At 50.7% G+C, this 18,670-nt stretch carries 18 protein-coding genes; 2 read left to right on the plus strand and 16 right to left on the minus strand.

Annotated features, from left to right (window positions below; genetic code table 11):
* Window positions 1-25: 25 nt before the first annotated feature.
* The 11 genes from AC0YN3_RS18665 to AC0YN3_RS18715 form a co-directional block, all read right to left on the minus strand.
* Complete coding sequence (locus tag AC0YN3_RS18665) at window positions 26-892, minus strand: serine/threonine protein kinase (RefSeq protein WP_475776454.1); 867 nt, start codon at window positions 890-892, stop codon at window positions 26-28.
* Window positions 893-1,050: 158 nt separating this feature from the next.
* Complete coding sequence (locus tag AC0YN3_RS18670) at window positions 1,051-1,911, minus strand: DUF92 domain-containing protein (RefSeq protein WP_475776455.1); 861 nt, start codon at window positions 1,909-1,911, stop codon at window positions 1,051-1,053.
* 90 nt (window positions 1,912-2,001) lie between these two features.
* Window positions 2,002-2,727: a glycerophosphodiester phosphodiesterase gene (locus AC0YN3_RS18675; RefSeq protein ID WP_475776456.1), complete on the minus strand. Its 726-nt coding sequence runs from the start codon at window positions 2,725-2,727 to the stop codon at window positions 2,002-2,004.
* A gap of 28 nt (window positions 2,728-2,755) precedes the next feature.
* The gene (locus AC0YN3_RS18680) at window positions 2,756-4,084 is read right to left on the minus strand and encodes a CapA family protein (RefSeq protein WP_475776457.1); all 1,329 of its coding nucleotides are present in this window, start codon (window positions 4,082-4,084) and stop codon (window positions 2,756-2,758) included.
* Window positions 4,085-4,179: 95 nt separating this feature from the next.
* A complete protein-coding gene (hemG, locus tag AC0YN3_RS18685) occupies window positions 4,180-5,649 on the minus strand; it encodes a protoporphyrinogen oxidase (protein WP_475776458.1) in 1,470 nt (489 codons plus the stop codon).
* A 5-nt stretch (window positions 5,650-5,654) separates the two neighbouring features.
* Entirely contained in the window at window positions 5,655-6,608 is a 954-nt protein-coding gene (hemH, locus tag AC0YN3_RS18690; protein ID WP_475776459.1) for a ferrochelatase, read from the minus strand.
* Window positions 6,601-7,671 carry a uroporphyrinogen decarboxylase gene (gene hemE, locus AC0YN3_RS18695; RefSeq protein ID WP_475776460.1) on the minus strand — a complete coding sequence of 357 codons (1,071 nt, stop codon included), beginning with the start codon at window positions 7,669-7,671 and terminating at the stop codon, window positions 6,601-6,603. The genes hemH and hemE overlap by 8 nt, the downstream gene beginning before the upstream one ends.
* Before the next feature lie 209 nt (window positions 7,672-7,880).
* On the minus strand, window positions 7,881-8,570 hold the full coding sequence (locus AC0YN3_RS18700) for a hypothetical protein (protein WP_475776461.1): 690 nt from the start codon (window positions 8,568-8,570) through the stop codon (window positions 7,881-7,883).
* A 2-nt stretch (window positions 8,571-8,572) separates the two neighbouring features.
* Complete coding sequence (locus AC0YN3_RS18705; RefSeq protein ID WP_475776462.1) at window positions 8,573-9,175, minus strand: hypothetical protein; 603 nt, start codon at window positions 9,173-9,175, stop codon at window positions 8,573-8,575.
* Window positions 9,172-10,215 carry a type IV pilus biogenesis protein PilM gene (gene pilM / locus AC0YN3_RS18710; RefSeq protein WP_475776463.1) on the minus strand — a complete coding sequence of 348 codons (1,044 nt, stop codon included), beginning with the start codon at window positions 10,213-10,215 and terminating at the stop codon, window positions 9,172-9,174. The genes AC0YN3_RS18705 and pilM overlap by 4 nt, the downstream gene beginning before the upstream one ends.
* 35 nt (window positions 10,216-10,250) lie before the next feature.
* The gene (locus tag AC0YN3_RS18715; RefSeq protein ID WP_475776464.1) at window positions 10,251-12,194 is read right to left on the minus strand and encodes a hypothetical protein; all 1,944 of its coding nucleotides are present in this window, start codon (window positions 12,192-12,194) and stop codon (window positions 10,251-10,253) included.
* 73 nt (window positions 12,195-12,267) lie between these two features.
* Here AC0YN3_RS18715 and AC0YN3_RS18720 point away from each other — a divergent pair, with 73 nt between their 5' ends.
* Both AC0YN3_RS18720 and AC0YN3_RS18725 read left to right on the plus strand, forming a co-directional pair.
* A complete protein-coding gene (locus AC0YN3_RS18720; RefSeq protein ID WP_475776465.1) occupies window positions 12,268-12,723 on the plus strand; it encodes a type IV pilus modification PilV family protein in 456 nt (151 codons plus the stop codon).
* Window positions 12,724-12,734: 11 nt separating this feature from the next.
* Entirely contained in the window at window positions 12,735-13,253 is a 519-nt protein-coding gene (locus AC0YN3_RS18725) for a PulJ/GspJ family protein (protein WP_475776466.1), read from the plus strand.
* Here the strand turns inward: AC0YN3_RS18725 and AC0YN3_RS18730 are convergent.
* From AC0YN3_RS18730 to AC0YN3_RS18750, 5 genes are all read right to left on the minus strand, one after another.
* Complete coding sequence (locus AC0YN3_RS18730) at window positions 13,250-14,023, minus strand: prepilin peptidase (protein WP_475776467.1); 774 nt, start codon at window positions 14,021-14,023, stop codon at window positions 13,250-13,252. The two genes, AC0YN3_RS18725 and AC0YN3_RS18730, sit on opposite strands and share 4 nt — an antisense overlap.
* Before the next feature lie 64 nt (window positions 14,024-14,087).
* Window positions 14,088-14,453, minus strand: coding sequence for a prepilin-type N-terminal cleavage/methylation domain-containing protein (locus AC0YN3_RS18735; RefSeq protein ID WP_475776468.1), 366 nt, complete (start codon window positions 14,451-14,453; stop codon window positions 14,088-14,090).
* Between the two features lie 217 nt (window positions 14,454-14,670).
* Entirely contained in the window at window positions 14,671-15,885 is a 1,215-nt protein-coding gene (locus AC0YN3_RS18740) for a type II secretion system F family protein (RefSeq protein ID WP_475776469.1), read from the minus strand.
* Between the two features lie 30 nt (window positions 15,886-15,915).
* Window positions 15,916-16,953: a type IV pilus twitching motility protein PilT gene (locus tag AC0YN3_RS18745; RefSeq protein WP_475776470.1), complete on the minus strand. Its 1,038-nt coding sequence runs from the start codon at window positions 16,951-16,953 to the stop codon at window positions 15,916-15,918.
* A gap of 34 nt (window positions 16,954-16,987) precedes the next feature.
* Window positions 16,988-18,655, minus strand: coding sequence for a GspE/PulE family protein (locus AC0YN3_RS18750; RefSeq protein ID WP_475776546.1), 1,668 nt, complete (start codon window positions 18,653-18,655; stop codon window positions 16,988-16,990).
* Window positions 18,656-18,670 lie beyond the last annotated feature (15 nt).

The raw sequence follows: 18,670 nt of genomic DNA on the forward strand, positions 1-18,670 counted from the left end.
TTATGATGATCGCTTCAGCCGCTTTTTAAAGCGCCGCATCCCAAGCCGACTTGAATGCGCGAACTGAAGCGAATCTGCATTCCCTAACGGGATTAACCGCTTGCATGGCAACGTTATAGAGCCGTTCGCCAGCCTCCCACTTCGCGAAGGATCGATCCTGCTCGGCGCCTAGCAGTGCGAAAGCAGCTGCCCCCATCGTAAATACGTTGGATATTTCATCAATCGCAGAGCCCCTCACAAACTCCTCCGGCGACATAAAGCGCGAGGAGCCCCATAATCTGCCCATCGTATTGATGAATGGCTTTTTCTGATAAAGATCAATATCGCAAATTTTTATTTCATTTCTGCTGAAGTCGTAAAGCAGACTGCCGTCATAGAAATCAACGGCCACAAAGCCTTGCTGCTCCATATAAGCATGGAAGGCAAATATACGATCCAGTGCAAGCAGCCTTGTTGCAGTCGGCAGCTTCTTGAATCGAAAGTACGGGGAAGCTGGGTCCACATACTTCGCAGGAGGAGGAAACGACCAATGCGGATGAAGCGATTCTCCTTCAAACCATTGAAAAACAGCCGCATAACCCGCATCAAGCTCGATTCGATCTACCAGCTCAATCAGGGAGGGATGCTTCAATTGCTCATATAACGGGATGGCGGATCGCAGGCGTGCGATCGCATCTTTCGTATCTCCGCAGTAGGAAGCGAGTCTCGCGCCTGCGTATTTCACGAAATATTTCCTGCCTGCTTTCTCGATGCCGAAGCTGATATTGCCCGAGTCCTGCTGATCAAATACTTGGAAAACGCTGCCTAGTTTCTTTATCCAACCAAAATCATGTTTTTCCTCGAGTTGAAAGGCGACTTGACCCAGCTCGTAAACGTATGGCCGTTGCGGCATTGGCTGCCTCCTTCGTTCGTTTATGCGTGATTCCGCTAGCTTCTATAATGGTTATAGCATACGGATATTCATATTTGTACCATTATCTTGAGCGGGATAGCTGGCTTGGCAATAAAAAAACAGCTCAGGGAGTACTCCCTGAGCTGTTCACGGTCCGGTCATAGCAGCGCATGACCGATCAGCCATGCTAGCGCGCCTGCGAATAACGACGACAGAAGGTTCACTCTGTCGTTGTTCAGCCAGGCGAAGCCGCGCACTTTCACCGCCGCGCTGCCGCAATGCGCGGCGCGCTCGGTCTCGCTGCCGCATACCCGGCAGCGGAACATGGCCTGGCCAGTTGCGCCGAGCAGCGAGTCGGCGAAGGCACCGGCCAGGCCAGCGGCGGCCGCTGCGGCGATGTATGCCGCCGCTGCGCCGCCTGGCGTACCCGCAGCAGCCTCTGCAGGCTGCGGGGCCGCCAGCAGCAGCGCGGCAACGGCGCCGATGAAGACGGCGCCTGCGAGCGCTGCTGCGCTGCCGAGCGGCGTGACGCCGCCGCTCGTGCCGGCCGTTACCGGCTTGCCGCTCGTCACCGATCGCGGCACCGTCTTGCTCAGCGCGCCGATCTCGGTGGCCCACGTATCGGCGTTCACAGCGGCCATCACGCCGATATACGCGAACAGCCACCCTTGATCCGGCCAAATCGCGTGAGCGGCGCATAGCAGCAAGCCTGCTCCGCCGTTCGCCCATACCTGGCCGGCATCGCGGCGGCCGGTCTTCTCGTATTTGGCTTCAGCAAGCGCCTTGGTGCGGTGCTTCCTTTTGTAACGGGACAAAGCACTCGAAGAAATAAAAAACGCGATTAACAAGCCGAACCATACAGGCTCCCCAAGCGTGACGAAGCCCGTCCCCATTACGACGGCCGACCATGCCCCCGACAAGGACAGCGACCGTACGTGGTAAGCCGCTGCAGCCGCAAAACCGCTCGTAAGCAAACCGGCAAGCAGCCTAAGCCACCATTCATCTATCCATCCAACCATGTAACCGGCAACCTCCTGCTTTTCGCCTCTGATTCGCCATTTTGGGGCTGTGCTGCCCCGCTCTATCCGCCGGATAAGTATGGCAACCTTCTATACGCGAACCTCATGCCAGCGTTCCGGATAATTCGTACAAATCATAAGCTCGGGATCGAGAGCGGCAATTTTGCGCATCGCGCGCTTCTCGTTGATTGTCCATGCCATAATCTGAATGCCTGCTTCCTTCATCAGCGCTACGCGCTCCTTGTTCAGCTTCGTGTAGCTGATCGAAAGGAAATCCGCTCCGAGCTCCTTCAGTTCCTTCGGCAGCGTATTGCGCCAGCCGTCAATAATGAGGCCCGTGCGGATTTGGCTCGACAGCCGTTTCATCCGGTACAGCGTACCTTCATGAAAGGAGGTGATCACGACCTCCTTCAACGCGCCGTAAGCCTCGATACATTCCAGCACCTTTTGTTCGATATGCGGGTAACGGATGCCATCGGTTTTCAGCTCGATGTTGAGCTTGCAGCGCCCAACCGCTTCCTCCAGCACTTGGGCCAGCGTCGGGACAGGCTCCCCTTGATACTTCTGCGAGAACCAATTTCCCGCGTCCAGCGACGTTATCTGCTCGGCGGTCAGGCTTTTCACGTCGCCCTTGCCGTTCGTTGTTCTGCGCAGCGTGTAATCATGGATGACAACCGGAACATGATCCTTTGACAAATGAACGTCAATTTCGATCCATGCCACGTCTGGGTCGGCAAGCGCAAGACGGATGGCTGCCATCGTATTTTCCGGCGCGCGGCTAGACCAGCCTCTGTGCGCTACGCACGGATTGTGCATGTTGCGATCATCCTCTCTAACCAAAGCGTTATTCAGATAGAAGCTTCCCGTTTTCGGCCAGTTTTACCCCAAATGAAATCGAAGTCAGGCGGTCAAGCACCGCTTTGGCTTGCTCGCCCTCCAGCGGAGTCGGCTGGGCATTCACCGTAAACATCGGATGGAAGGTCATCTCGCAATCGCCTTCCTTCGTGCACAAGGCATCCAGAACTCCTGTCTCGCCCGCGTTCTCCTTCGGATAAGAGCTGAAAATAAAGTTTCCTAAACTGTATGCGATCCATTTTCCTTTATACCTTTCAAACCCCTGCAGCACATGCGGGTGGCTGCCGATGACGAGATCCGCTCCGGCATCGATATATTGCTTGCCGAAGTCGGTCTGATGCTTCTCCAGCTCGGTCACGCGCTCCTTACCCCAGTGGACCATGACAACGACGAGATCCGCTTCCTTTTTCGCTTTGGCAATGGCCTCAAGCGCACGGCGCGTATCATAGCTCTCCGCTACGCCCGGCACGTTTCGGTCCGCCTTCCACGAGTTGAACGGTACGACGCGGCTTAATCCGATATAAGCAACCTTGATGCCGCGAACCTCTTTGATCACAGGAGCAAAGGCCTCCGTATCATTGTTGCCGGCTCCCATATGCGAAATGCCTGCTTCATCCAAATGCTTGATCGTGTCGAGCATGCCTTCCACGCCTTGGTCGAGTGCGTGATTGTTGGCCAAGCTCATAATGTCAAAGCCGGCATCGCGCATCGCTGGCAGCACCTCCGGTGATCCCTTAAAAACATAAGGAGTGCCCTCTACCGGTACTCCCCTTGTCGTAACCGGGAATTCCAGGTTGCCTGCCGTGATGTCGGGCTCGCTCAAATATAGCATGGAGGGCTGATAAAGGAACGGATAACCCTCCTTATCCGTAATGGCGCTCACATAATCCGCAACGAGCAAATCCCCTACGAACGAAAGGCTGATTCGCTCTCCCGCAGCAGGATCGTCTTCAGGTGCAACGATCGCCTCTCCATCTTCAGGCGTGACCATTGCCTCATCGTCATCCTCAGCGGGCAGTCCATTCTCCTGCCCATTGCCGATGTTTGGGTCAGGCGGATCAGCAATGGAGCCAGGCTCTCCTTCGCCTTCGACTGTCTCATTCTGATCCGCAGGCTTCGTTTCCGCTCCGTTAGCGGATTCGCTGTTCCCGCTGCCGAATATGTCTTTCACTTTATCGGAATTCGCTGCTGCCAGCCAAGCGCCAAGCACGACTATTATGATGCCTAGCAGCGTGAAGTTAAGTATCATGATTCTTCGAAGCCGTTTCTTGCGTTTAAGCTTGTCCTGCTGATGCGATTCGGAACGTGATATTTGCATGGAAGATGGCTCCTCTATCATAGAATGTAGTTATGAATAGTTAGACTCTTCCATTATAGCAACGAACCGCCTGCTAGAGGGAAACAAATATTGCTCTAAGGATTCAATATGGCTTGTGCCGCTTCTTTGCCTTGTCTGATGCAATCCGGAAGCCCTACGCCGTCAAAAGCTGCGCCGGTTATCCATACGCCTGGCAGCTCCTGTCCGAAGCGTTCCCGAAGCCGCTTCATATTGGTTACGTGTCCTACCGGATATTGCGGCATCGATTTCGGCAGTCTTGTAATCTCCACGAAATCCGGCTCCGCTTTGATACCCATCGTTTCCTCGATATCGCGGCGCACCGCCTTGGTCAACTCGGCATCGGGCAGCTTGACGCAGTCCTCATCGCCGGAGCGTCCCACATAGCAGCGCAGCAGTACTTTATCATTCGGGCTCGTATGCAGCCACTTATTCGATGTCCACGTGCAAGCGGTAATCCGCAAGCCCTCGGAACGAGGCACGACAAAGCCCGAGCCGTCAAAATCAAGGCCGAACGTCGATTTCTCGAATGCCATGACGACGTTGGCTACGGATACGTAGTTGACAGCCCGCAGCTCGCTGCAATCCGCTAACGGTTCAAGCAAATCCGCAGCGTTATACGCCGGTGCCGTCATGACAATGCGATCGGCTTGCAGCTTCTCGCCGCTGTCGAGCACGATTTCATATTTGGCTTCTTCATCCGTCTCGTTGCCGCTATCTTCTGTGCCAGCAGGACGAGCGTCATTTCGATGGATGGCTGTTACTTTTGTCCCGAGACGTCTCTCTGCTTTGCTCAGCGCCCGATCCAGCGCTTGGACGAGCGTGGACAAGCCTCCCTTAAAGGTCAAAAAGGTTCCGCCCTTCGCAACGGCCGGCAGAGCTCCAGCAGCCGCGGTTGCCTTGCGGTTATGCTGCATGCCGCGGATCAAGCTGCCATGCTTTCGCTCGGATGCCGCAAATTGCGGAAAGGTTGCCTGAAGGCTAAGCTTCTTTAGATCTCCGGCATAAATGCCCGCTAGAAGCGGCTCCGCAATCCGGCGCATAACCTGATTGCCGACGCGCCTCTCCAGAAACCCGCCCAGCGATTCATCCGTCTCCTCCTTGCGTACCGGAAGCACCAGGTCCATAAGCGCGCGCAGCTTGCCTCCCCAAGACAGCAAACCGGTTTTTACGAATGGCGCAATTTCGGTAGGTATGCCAAGCACAAGACCCGCAGGCATCGGAAACAGCTTCCGCTCATGCAGGATATATGTTTTTTTCGCGCCGGGATTGGTCGTTGTCAGTTCTTTCTCCAGACCTAGCTCCGTTGCCAAATCAATAATGGCTAGCTTGCGGGCCAAAAAAGAATCCGGCCCTTTCTCGATGACGAAACCGTCACGCTGCAGCGTATTTATTTTACCGCCAAAAACGGGAGCACTGTCTACGATCGTAAGTTCAAGCTCCCTGCCCTGCCGCTCCGCTTCCCGCTGCAAATAAAAAGCGGAGCTCAGTCCGCTGATCCCCCCGCCAATAATGACAATTCGATCAGGCTTTCCGATTCTCCGCATCTCGTTCATTCCTTCCCAAGGCTAGCTCGTGCCTCGACGACCGACTCCGCCAACGTTTCCATATATAGTGGATCGCGATTGAGCATCGCGATTCGATCTAATGCAACATCCAGTTTCTTTGCGGCTGCCTGCGCTTCAATATCCAGATCGTACAAAACCTCCAAATGATCCGAGACAAAGCCAACCGGTGCTACAAGCACCGCTTTCACGCCTTCTTCCGCCAGCACGGGCAAGGTTTCCAAAATATCGGGACCAAGCCACGGCTCGCGCGTCCGCCCTGCGCTTTGCCACGTAAACTGCCAGTCCTTCACGTTTGCCGCTTTAGCAACCGCTGCTGATGTTTCAAGAAGCTGCTGCTCGTAAGGATCGCCGAGCTCGCGAATCTTGACCGGCAAGCTGTGCGCGCTGAACAGCACCTTCACCTTATCGGCTCCCCCTGCCGCAGGCGCTAGTCTTGCTACGCCGTCTGCTACGCGTTCGGTCAGCGCCAGGAGCAGCTTCGGATGCATATGATATTGCTTAACGAAGGTCATTGCGATGCCAAGCTCATTCGCCTTCTCTTCTGCGCGCTTGATGTAGCTTCCTACGCTCATGGTAGAGAAATGCGGCGCCAATACGATTCCGACCGCTTCAGCGATGCCGTCGTTAGCCATCTGCTGTACGCCATCCTCAATGTAAGGCTTCGCATGCTTCAAGCCTTGATAACAGCTGAATTGCCCCGGTGCCAGCTGCTCAAGCTTGTCCTGCAGACCGGCCACCTGTCCGTTCGTATTCTCGCGCAGCGGGAATACGCCACCTACAATCGCTTCGTATCGTCCTTTGAGCTCAGCCAGCAGCTCAGGCGTTGGCGCATTTCCTCTGCGGATATGCGTGTAATATGCTTCAACGTCATCCATCGACTCCGGTGTGCCGTAGGACATGACCAATACGCCAATCCGTTTGCCATCATGCTTAGACATGACTTGCCTCCTTTTGACTGCGCGCCGCAATCGCCTTCCTAGAATAAGCATGCACAAATGCGGTCAGCTCCGTAAGCTTCTCGATGGATGCTTCCGGGAACAGGCCATGTCCTAGATTAAAAATAAATCCAGGCTCGTTTATTCCGCTGTCTATAATTTCCTTCGCATAGGATTCAATTACCCCGATAGGCGCCGTCAGAATCGTAGGATCCAGATTCCCTTGCACGGCAAAGCCGTTATCCAGCCTGCGTCTGCCCTCTTCAATGGAAACGCGCCAATCCAGCCCAATGACGTTAGCTTTAACGTTATGCAATTCAGGCAGCAGCTCGCCCGAGCTTACGCCTGGGAAATAAATTTTCGGCTGCGGCAAATCCGACAGCTCCGAGAAAATCCGCTCGATCGTTGGCAATACGAACTTCCGGAAATCGGCTGGCGTCAATGCGCCGACCCAGCTGTCGAATATTTGGAACGCTTTGCCGCCAGCTGCCATATGCGCACGCAAATAAGTAATGACCATATCGCCAAGCTTGCGCATAAGCGCATGCCATAGCTCTGGCTCGCTGTACATCATTTCTTTGGTGCGCAAATAGTTTTTGGAGGGTCTTCCTTCTATTAAATAGCTAGCAATCGTGAACGGAGCTCCCGCGAACGTAATGAGCGGAACCTCAAGCTCCTTATCCAATATGCGAATCGTTTCAATGACATGGCCCAAGTCGCCTTCAACGTCGATTGGCTTAAGCCTCTCGATATCGGCCGCCGAACGGATCGGATTCGCGATGACCGGACCAATGTTCGCGACAATATCGAAATCTATGCCGATCGAAGCTACCGGGTTCATAATATCGGAATACAAAATGGCCGCGTCCACGCCTAGCTTGCGCACCGGCATCAACGTAACCTCGGCCGCCAGCTCCGGCTGCTTGCATATTTCGAGCAATGAATATTTTTCTTTGATTTTGCGATAATCCGGATCGTATCTTCCTGCCTGACGCATGTACCATACAGGTATTTGATCGACATGTTCTCTCTGGCAAGCCCGTATGAAACGGTCGTTATAAGACATTCCCGTTCCCCATTTCTAAGTATTTTCCTATTTAACCATTATGCCCTTTTTCATCAAACCTAACAACCGCCGTCACCAAGGTTACTATGACAATAGTATGACAATCAATCACATCCTGCATGAAGGACGGATGAAAAAAAGATGGCTTTATCTATCAGCAAGCTTGCGCCGCTAACAAAGCCATCTTACAGCATATTATATACTTTGTTCTATACCGCTTTATCCGGCGCCTCCTCTTGCTCGTTATCTTGATGAAAAGCGTCTGCGAATTGCGAGAAAATATAGGACTGGATGTTCATTCGCAACGAAAGAATCGGTTGGTCTTTTTTAATGAAGGGATTGGTGTACAGATCCGGGTACTCTGTCGTAATCGCTTCCTTCGTCAAATCGGTTATGCTCCACTTCTTCAAGTCGAACAGGCGCGGGAAATTGTGCAGCTGGTCAATATACGTCAGTAGATTCGGCAAGTGGCCGACGACCACAACCTCAAAGCTCGTCGTTACCGTTCCGTTGCCGCTTACGGTGCCGCCCTCTTGACCCTGCTCCCCTTCATTCCCTGTTGCTTGTTTGACGTAAGCAAGCGGCGTTTCTGATGCCGCGGCGATTTGATGAAAAAAAACAAGGTTTGCGGAGTCGACTCTCTTAAGCGGTACGCGAGTCGCTAGCTTAGCGATTTGATCATCCGGTATTTTTTCGGTTGAATACTCATTTTGTACCGTCTCAAGCGTTGCGCCGAATTGTACGACGTCTTTTTTGGCCAGCTTGAGCGTATCCAGCTCGGGAAGTACATATAGGAACAAACCTGCTAGGTTTATAACCGCAAACAAAGCTATTCCGATTATATAGAGCAACTGGCTTTGCGTAAGGGGCTGCTTGGAAGACTTCCATTTCAGTTCCATCCTCATTCAGCTCCCTTCTCGTTCGTAATGGCAATGTCCAGCGTAAGCTTGTACACTTCTTTTCTTACCGTTTTGATCGTCGTGCCGCCATTCGCGCCGGGCGGAACAGCAACCGATGAAGTGTCGAGGTCTACCTTTTTGTAATAAGAGGTCAAGACCACGTCCTTCAGTACCTCTTGCTCTTCGAGCTTCTGCATGTAAGCGACGATTTCTTCACCCGTTTTGAAATCAAGCTCCATGTTTATTTTGGGCTCGTCCGCTACGCTTACCGTTACGATTTTGGTGGTCAATGGCAGGCTTCCGATAATCGCCTTTAGGTATGGCTTCCATTCGGTCCGGGATTGTTCCAAGCCTGCCAATGCTTGCTCCGCCTGTTCGTACGCGTCCACCTTAACCTTCAAGTCCCCGCTCGTCCGGATCTGGTTAATTTCCTGCTCCAGACGAAGCCTTTCCTGTTCTACGCCGCCCGCTTCCGAGTGCCATGAAGCAACATAATACACCTGAGCGCCTAGCAACAGAATAACAAGCAATAAGAGGAGCGGAAGCAATTGCGGATTGCGCGAGCTGTTTTTTTGCTTTGCGGGCAATAAGTTAATCGACTTCATGCTTCCTTCCCCCTTAATGCCAGGCCAAGCGGCACGGCATATGAAGGAACGCTCCAGGCTCCCGCATTGCCTGCGACGGGCAAGCTGTCCCACTTCAGCTGGGATACGGGAGGCGTCAAGCCATCATCCATTAAGGCCGTAAGCTTTTCGATATTAGGCACGTCACCCGTTAGCCAAATTTGGCTGAAAGTTCGCTCGCCTTTATTTAAATTGTAGTAATAGAAATTCATTAGCCGCTCTAGCTCGCCTATTAGATCCTGTACGGCGTTCAAATAGGTTTGCTCTGGACTCGAGAAGCTGTTCAGCCATGCATTGTTCTCCTCGGAAGTCTCGCTTATGACCGTTTTGAATGAAACCTCCACATTGCGCATGAGCTTGAATTGACCGTCCTCTATAATCGTAATGTCAGCGCTTAGCTCATTTACGTGGACCAGAAGATGGATGCCTTCGGACTGAATACGCCCCCACTCTGCAAGCCTTAGCAGCGAAAATGATTTGATTTCAATGCTGCAGGTTATTAACTTCAACTGTTCGAAAACATCGACGTAATCCTGCAAAATGCTTGTTGATGCGGCGACGACAAGCACATCGCGCAAGTTGTCTTCTTCAGGCGGTATCTCATTCGTCTCCGGCGCTGCTTTTGGCAGCTTGATGAAATCATAGGAGGGATCATCGAACGCCATGCTTAGATTATTTTTCATTTCGAATTGCACGAGCTTCTTCAGCTCCACATGGATGATGTCGGGAAGCTTCAAGCTTCTGACCATGACCATCTGGCTCGGAATCGCAAAATGAGCGTATTTGGTATTAAATCTTTTGGATTCCAAAACGGATTTCAATGCTTCCTGCAGCTTCTCCTTATCGATGACCTTGCCGTCATCGACGATGCCCGCCTGCAAGGGCGCCGAGGCGTAGTTCAACAGCCGAAGCTCCTTTTTCCCCTTTTGCTGTACCTCGCACACTTTTACTTGGCTGTCCGTAATTTCTATGCCTAAGGTCTGATGTCCGTTTGCTAGCTTTCTTAATATGGATTGATTCATCGTACATCCCCTTCGCGGCAATTAAGCTTGTACTTTTATTTGATGCATATGCTTTCTTGCCGACCTCCTGAGTCCAGGTCATTCGCGTACCAGTTTTGCGCATATTGTTCGTTGAATGAGGTTGTCCCGCCGACATAAAAACCCTTCATCGTGTTTTTCTTCCAATCGCTGTCCATATTGTGAAATGTGGCATCCTTGAACACGAGCAGCATGTTGCCGATATCAAGACTTCCGTATAGCGTCCATGGATTGAATGTGAGGTTGGTCTTGCTTATAAGGTTCTCACCGATTTTCATTGTCACATTGGACTTAACCGTATTCTGGAAGGCGATGCTCCCTTTAGTAACCAAGGAACCCCCCACAACGAAATTTCTCTCCAAAGTACTGGCTACCGTAAAGTTGCCGTCTACGACGACGTTCCCATCTACGTTGAAATCGTAAACCGTGTTATTCAACGAGAAATTCCCCTTCACGTAAATCGAGCCTTTTACCTTCATGTTTTTCTCGATCACGTTAAAAAACGTGAAATCCTGATTTACGATGACGTTTCCTTCAATCGTGAAGCCGTAAACCGTATTTCTGATTTCCAACGCGCCATTGACCCGCAGCGATCCTCCGATCGCGAATTTACCCGTAACGCCGTCCCTGCTCTCAGATACGGGATTGGTCAATCTCAAGCTTCCCTTAACCGTCACGCTCTTTTTCACGTCAAAGCTTGTAATGCCGTTGGTAGCTGTCATGTTGCCTTTGACTACCGTACCTCCGTTGACATGCCATCTCAGAACCGTGCTGTCGATATTCACGTCTCCCGCAACAATGATATCGCCTTTCACGATGAGCGTTTCAAACGAGTTTTTGACCGTTAGATTTCCGCCTACGATGAGATCGCCTTCGATAACGATGGTGCCTACCGTACCCCCGTCACCGATAACGACGTTGCCTTTAACTTGCACATTTTTATTGAACGTAATGGTTTTGTCCTTCTTAAGCTCTCGAAAAACGAGATTTCCGCCTACTCGCACATCACCGTCAAACAATACGGGAGCATCAACGATATCCTTAAAGTATAAATTGCCGTTCGCGACGACCGCGTTGCCGTTGCTGTCTTTATTAATGACTACCGGGCTCGTAATCACCGTGCTTGTTGATCCGCTTATATTCACGTTTCCGGCGTTAATGATCGCAGGTCCCGTCTGGTACTTGGAGATTTCCGTAGAAGTCACCGTACTATTCAGTGCCGCAACATCGCTGTACCGACTGTCGGAGAATACATTCTGGAAGGCGTTCGTAATCGCGGCAGCAGATTGGTTTAAATAGTAATTTGCCGTATCGCCGAACCAGCCTTGAAATTGCGTATCCGTAAAAGTATTCAGAATATGCGTCAATGGCAGGGCCTGACCCGTTGCCGGCAAAATGTAGCAAGCCGCAAACAGCTTATTGTTTTGGACGGTCGTGCTATTTTTAAGAAGGACCTTATTGCCTGTTCCCGGTGCCGGAACCGTCGGCGTAGGTGTTGGGCCCGGTGTCGGCGATGGCGTCGGAATGACGACAGTCGGCGGTGTTGTCGGAACATAAACCGGCTCTAGCTTATAGTTCAGCTTGCTCGACCTTACTTGATTTCCTACGCCATGCTTGGCTTCAAATGTTACGGCAATCGGTTTATCCGAGCTGTTTTTAACAATTACTGCTTGTACGTTCAGTTCATCCATATCATTGACGGTTTGGACGAGCCTCTCGATATTAGGGGCTATATTCGCAGCGCTATCTACTTTTTTCATATCCTCATACATTCTCGCGAATACGGTCATGCCTGAGTGGGCCTCGGTAAACGACTGCTCCGAGTTCGCATTCGTTTTGGCTTGAAGCAAACCGATATTCGTACTCATAGCGAGCGGAGCAACTACGATCGAAAGCATGACGATAAATCCAAAAACAAGCATGAGCGTTCCGCCCTTTTCGGACTTCAGAGATTTTGTCATTGCCTTTTCCTCCTTAAACATATTATTCTATGAGTAAATCAATCCGACTACTTAACTATGAAGGAGCTGCCCGATGCGCAATCAGAAAGGATTAACCTTGATCGAAGTGATGGGCTCGATCGTTCTGCTCGGCATTGCCGTACTGGGCATTACATACATTTTGCAGCAGTCTTCTATCGATACCAAATCGAACGAGAAAACCGATGATGCCGTTGTTGCTGCCAGGAACGTGATGGAAGAAATCAAGAGCAAACTGAAATCCACTACGACAAGTACGACTGTATATGGACAAGCAATACCGCTCCAACAGCTTCGCGACCGCTCGTTGGCTATCATTTATTATCCGGATGCCAGCAATCGACGCTATGAATTACGGATTCAATCGCATGCAACTACGCTAGGTGCCGTTCCGCTGACCAATAGCGTCGTGTCTGATCTAGACTCCATTTTCAGGCGCGTAACCGTTACATGCATCGATTTATCCACACAAAAAGAATTCGAACTGGAAGCCTATGTAGAATTTAAATAAGAGGATCGCGGGTGAAAATGATGCGTAAATGGCTAAAAAACGAAAAAGGGCTGACGCTGGTCGAAGTAACCGGCGTGCTGGTTCTTACAGCCATTATTTTGGGATTCCTAATCTACCTGCTCAGCTATTCGAATACGAGTCTTCAACAAGTATCCAGCAGAGAAAAAACGCTGCAGCAATCCCGCGATATTGTAACCCAAGTAGTCAAGACGGTTCGCAATGGCTACGCTCCCGCGACGCTGGTCAGCAGCTCCAGCAGTCTTCGCTTGTTAAGCGCCGAGAATGACGAAGCTGTCGATTACAGGTATAACGGCTCCGAGAAGTCGCTCACCGTCACCTACACCCCAAGAGATGCGAACGGAAACGATGCCGCCTCACCCTCCTCAACATATACTTTTTCGGATAAGATTGAGGATATTCTCTTTAACGTGAAGGATGGCCGTATCGAAATTACGCTCACCATGCTGCTTCCCAACCATACGACCAAAAAGACGACTACCGTCGTTTATACCACGCAGAGACCTAGCTAATACGACAAAAATGATAAATACCAATCGATTAAGCCGTTCCCCCAATAATAGGCCGCTAACGCTCCTGCGGCGATATATGGGCCGAACGGTATTGTTTTGCCCTTTGAATGAGCCCCGGTTGCAAGTAAAGCGATTCCCCCGATTAATCCAAATAAACTGGCGAGAAACAGACTGAGCAAGGTAAGCTTCACGCCGAGTATTAAGCCGATAAACACATAAAGCTTAATATCCCCTCCACCCATCGTCTCCTTCTTCAAAATCCAACTGCTAATGATGCCAATGAGCAGCAAAGCCCCGCTGCCGGCAAGCGCAGCGATACCATAATTCAACAACGGAAGCGGGTGAATGTATAATCGAATCACAATAGCTCCGATTACGCCGACCGCCACCACTTTATTTGGAATAATCATATCGGTAAGATCGGTTTGCACGATGATGACGAGAATGGAAATAAAAAACAATACGGCGAGCAGCTCAGGCTCCCATCCCATTGTGTAAGCTGCATGCGCAAACAAAACCGTAGTCATAAATTCCCCTAAGGCATAGCGCCATGCCAACGATGGTTTGATTCTCCTTTGATGAATGCCTGACATGATTTTTCTAATTAGCGGCAATAAGCCGAAGAAACGCTGTTTGGTTTGCTTATTCAGTGCATAAATAGGCGGGTCCACAGATTGAAAGCGCGAGTCCCACTGAATGGCTATTGCACTAAGAAAACCGCTAACGAGCAATCCTAGAAGCGCAAATATGATAATAGTTATTGGTGACAATTGATCCCGTCCTTGCTTGAATTTATAGAAAGGCAACCCTGGCGGGTTGCCTTTTCAAACTAAATTAAGCCCCTGCTGCTGCTTTTGCCACTACAACAGTCCAACCGCTGACTCCTTTTGTTCCTGTAATTGTTCTTGTTAATTTATCATTAAACGTCACAGCCTTATTCAAATATCCTGCTGTAACTAGTGCCTCTTGAGTAACAGCGGTCCCAGTAGCTGTTGTAGCTGGATCAGTTTCTAAAAAATACCGCAATGCTGCTTCTTCAATCATTTGTTCGCTTGCTGTGTCTGCTTTCGTTTTTGATTTCTCAATCGTTCCACTAATAGCCGGAATAGCAATAGCCGCAATAATCCCCACGATAACTAGTACTGCAAGCAACTCGATAAGCGTTAGACCCTTTTGATTCCGTTTCAATGCCATCAACATAAACATTCTCCTCTCAATTTGACAAACTATTGTTGGTGCGGGTAACACGAATAAAACTATATTAATAGGACAAGAAATTACGCACTTGCCTACTAACATTTCGCGCATATAATGACTAGTTTCTTGAATAACAAGACTAGCAATTAAAGGTAGAGCTGCTCTGAGCATGGGGTACACCTATGCTCAGACCAATTTGCCATCTTGCACCTATCCAAGGCTACAAGTAGCTTTGCATCATTTTGAACGTCGGCATCATTACCGCCATGACGATCACGCCGACTACGCCGGTTAGCAGCACAATCATTAACGGCTCCAGCAGCGCTTTCAAACGGTCGGCCATCTGATCGACATCCGCTTCATAGAAATCCGCTACTTTATCGAGCATGTCCTCCGTCGCCCCTGAACGTTCGCCAATCGCGATCATCTGCACGACCATCGGCGGGAACAGCTTTGACTGCTTCAGCGGCTCGGACATCGACTCCCCGCTCAGTACCTTCTCACGGATATCCGAGATGACCTTGCCAATCGCTTCGTTGCCGACTACGTTCGATACGATGGATAGGCCTTGCATAAGCGGGATCGCCGCTGCAATCAAGGAGCTAAACGTACGGGCGAAGCGAGCGATAGCCTGCTTATGCCACAACGTGCCGAATACCGGGATTTTCAACAGCAAATAATCGAGCTTTTGCCTGCCTGCTGCCGTACGTCTGATCAGCTTCCATACGATAGTGGGCACGAACATTGTAGCAATGACCACGTACCAGTAGCCTTGCATAAATTCACTGACTGCCATGACAATTCGAGTCGGCAGCGGAAGCTCAATGCCCATTCCTTCGAAGCTAATGACGTACTGCGGTATGACGAACAGCATCATAAAAATAACGACAAGCACCATCATCACAAGCATGACTGCCGGATAAACCATGGCAGACTTAACCTTTTCTCTCGTGTTGCGCTCTTTCTCGAAGAAAACGGCCAGCCTGTCCAGCATCGTGTCCAAGTTCCCGGCAACCTCGCCTGCTTGAACCATGCTGACGAACACCGATGTGAATACCGTCGGATATTCCGCAGCCGATTCAGAGAACTGCTTGCCTCCTCTCATTTCCTCGGCAATAATGACCAGCAGCTTCGACAATGTTTTGCTTGGCGTCTGCTCGCTAAGGATTTGCACGGATTCGACCAAGCTGACTCCCGCACGGTACATCGTTGCCAATTGCCGGCAGAACACCGTAAAATGATCCATTTTGACCCGGGGACCGCCAAGCGAGATTTCCTTGTACAGCGTCGTGTCGTTCGCATCCATAATCTCTGTAACCCACAAGCCTTTTTCAACCAGCGCTTCTCGCGCCCGCTGCATCGTATTGGCTTCTTGGGTGCCGAAAGACTTCTTGCCGCTGGAAGTTACCGCTTTATACCGATATTTCGGCATCATACCAACCCCATTAAAACTCGATTGTCATTCCTATAGCTCACCGAATCCGAATAATGCCTCTCGGGCGTCTTCCATTCGGATATATCCCTGCTGGACCAGCTCGCGCAGCGCAAACTCCATGGTCTGCATGCCCTGCGCCTTTCCCGTCTGCATAACGGAGCGAATTTGATAAATTTTCTCCGTTCGAATCAAGTTGGCTACGGCCGGCGTATTGACAAGCACCTCGAATGCTCCAATCCGCCCGTTGCCGTTCGGCTTCGGCAGCAGCCTCTGAGAGATGACACCCAGTAGAACGGCCGCAAGCTGAATCCGAATTTGCGATTGCATGGCGGGCGGAAAGACGTCTATGATCCGGTCGATCGTTTGCGGCGCGTCCGCTGTATGTAAAGTGCCAAATACGAGATGCCCCGTCTCGGCCGCGCTGATCGCCGTGCTAATCGTCTCTAAATCTCTCATTTCGCCAACCAGTACGATGTCGGGGTCCTGCCGCAGTGCAGCACGCAAGCCTTGGGAGAAGGATGGCGTATCGAGTCCAATTTCTCTTTGGTTAACCATCGATTTCTTGTGGTCATAAATAAATTCAATCGGGTCCTCAAGCGTAATAATATGAGCGTTCTCCGTTTGGTTCAAATGATCGATAATCGATGCTAGCGTCGTTGACTTCCCGCTCCCCGTCGGCCCCGTTACGAGCAGCAAGCCCTGAGGTTTTTTGGCGAACTCCGCTGCTATACGCGGAAGTCTAAGCTCCTCCATCGAGGGGATTCTTCCCGGTACAATCCGAATGGCTAGGCCTACGCTACCGCGCTGCTTATAGGCATTAATCCGAAATCTTGCTAAGCCAGCAACGCCGTATGAAAAGTCAACATCACCGTTTAGTTGCAGCGACTCGTAGCTCTCGTCTGTCATAAATTGCTTTGCGAGCTCCAGCGTGTCCTTTGGCTTAAGAAACGTATCGTTTAAGGGCACCAGCTCACCGTGTATTCGGAAAATAACAGGTGAGTTGACTGTAATGTGTATATCGGACGCCTGCTTGGAATGCGCAAGATAAAGTAATTCTTCCGCTTGCATATGAACAGCAACCTCCTTCCCGAACAATGCTTGTCTATTCCCCGTGTCCAAGAACGCGGAACACCTCGGTTACTGTCGTCTGGCCTTCTACGGCTTTGCTTAATCCGTCAGCCATAATCGGAATCATGCCTTGTTTTAAGGCATGCTCGTAATACTCATTGTCGGAGCGCTTCGAGATAATTAATGCACGCATCTCATTGTCGATAAGCAAAACCTCGTGAATCGCTAACCGACCCTTATATCCCGTACGACCGCATTCTCCGCAGCCGGCACCTCGGTAAAGCTGCTCGACATGAATGCCTTGCTCGGCAATCAGCTCCAGCTCTTTATCAATCGGCGTGTACTTCTGTTTGCAATGCACGCAAATACGTCTGACTAACCGCTGCGCAACGATACAGTTGACCGCTGAGGAAATGAGAAACGGCTCTACGCCCATATCGATTAATCTCGTAATCGAATTGACGGCATTATTCGTATGCAGCGTGCTCAGTACGAGATGTCCCGTCATAGCGGCTCTGACTGAGATTTCTGCCGTTTCCGAGTCACGGATTTCTCCAAGCATAACGATATTCGGATCCTGCCGAAGTATCGCCCTTAATCCTCTTGCGAACGTGAGGCCCGTCAACGGATTGACCTGCACCTGATTAACGCCTTCCAGCTGATATTCAACGGGATCCTCTACGGTTATGATATTGACGTCTTCCTTATTCAAATGCGCGAGCGCGGAATACAATGTCGTAGATTTGCCGCTGCCGGTAGGACCGGTAATGAGGACGACGCCGTAGGCCATTTCAATGCTTTTGCGGAAGACCGCCTCATTGCGCTCGGATAAGGCCAGCTTCGATATGTCAGCGAGTGAGTTGCCTAGATCCAGTACCCGAATAACGACTTTCTCGCCATGAATGGTCGGAAGCGTGGACACCCGAACGTCAACCTTGCGGAAATCGATATCCAGCTCTACCCGACCATCCTGCGGCAAGCGGCGCTCGGCAACGTTCAAGTTAGCCATGATTTTGATGCGGGCTACGATAATGCCATGCATATTCGGAGGCAATGTCCGCTCCGTCCGCATAACGCCGTCCACCCGGTATCTGATCCGAAAGCTGCCATCCTGCGGGTCCATATGAATATCGCTTGCGCCAAATTGGACAGCTTGCACGATAATTTGGTTAACGGTTTTTACGACTGGAGAATCTTCATCCTGTATCGCATGGTCTTCGTCTATATCCTTTAGCTGCAGGTTTTGGCTAATTTGCTCAATCGTATCCTGCAATCCGTAAAAACGATTAATAGCACGAACAAGCTCATCCTTGGAAGCAATCACCGGTTCAATTCGAAGTCCCGTTGCAATTCTGATCTCGTCAATCGCAAAATAATCCAGCGGATCGGCCATTGCAAGAATCAGTCTATTGCCTTCCATGCGAAGCGGCATGACGCAGTGCTGGTCTGCAAGCTTCTGGGAAATTAATTGAATAATTTTCGGATCAATCTTCTGACGATAAATTTGCACATGCGGAATGCCCAATTGAAACTCAAGAGCTTCAATGAACTGCTGCTGCGTTATGTAACCTTTGGAAATGAGCACATCCCCGAGTCTTGTCTTTAATTCCCGCTGCTGAACCAATGCCTGCTGCAGCTGCTCTGGGGTAATTACGCCAGACTCGACTAGCAAATCTCCTATTCGCTTACGGGCTCCTGACATCATTCATCACCAACT

The organism is Paenibacillus sp. J22R232 (assembly GCF_056269165.1).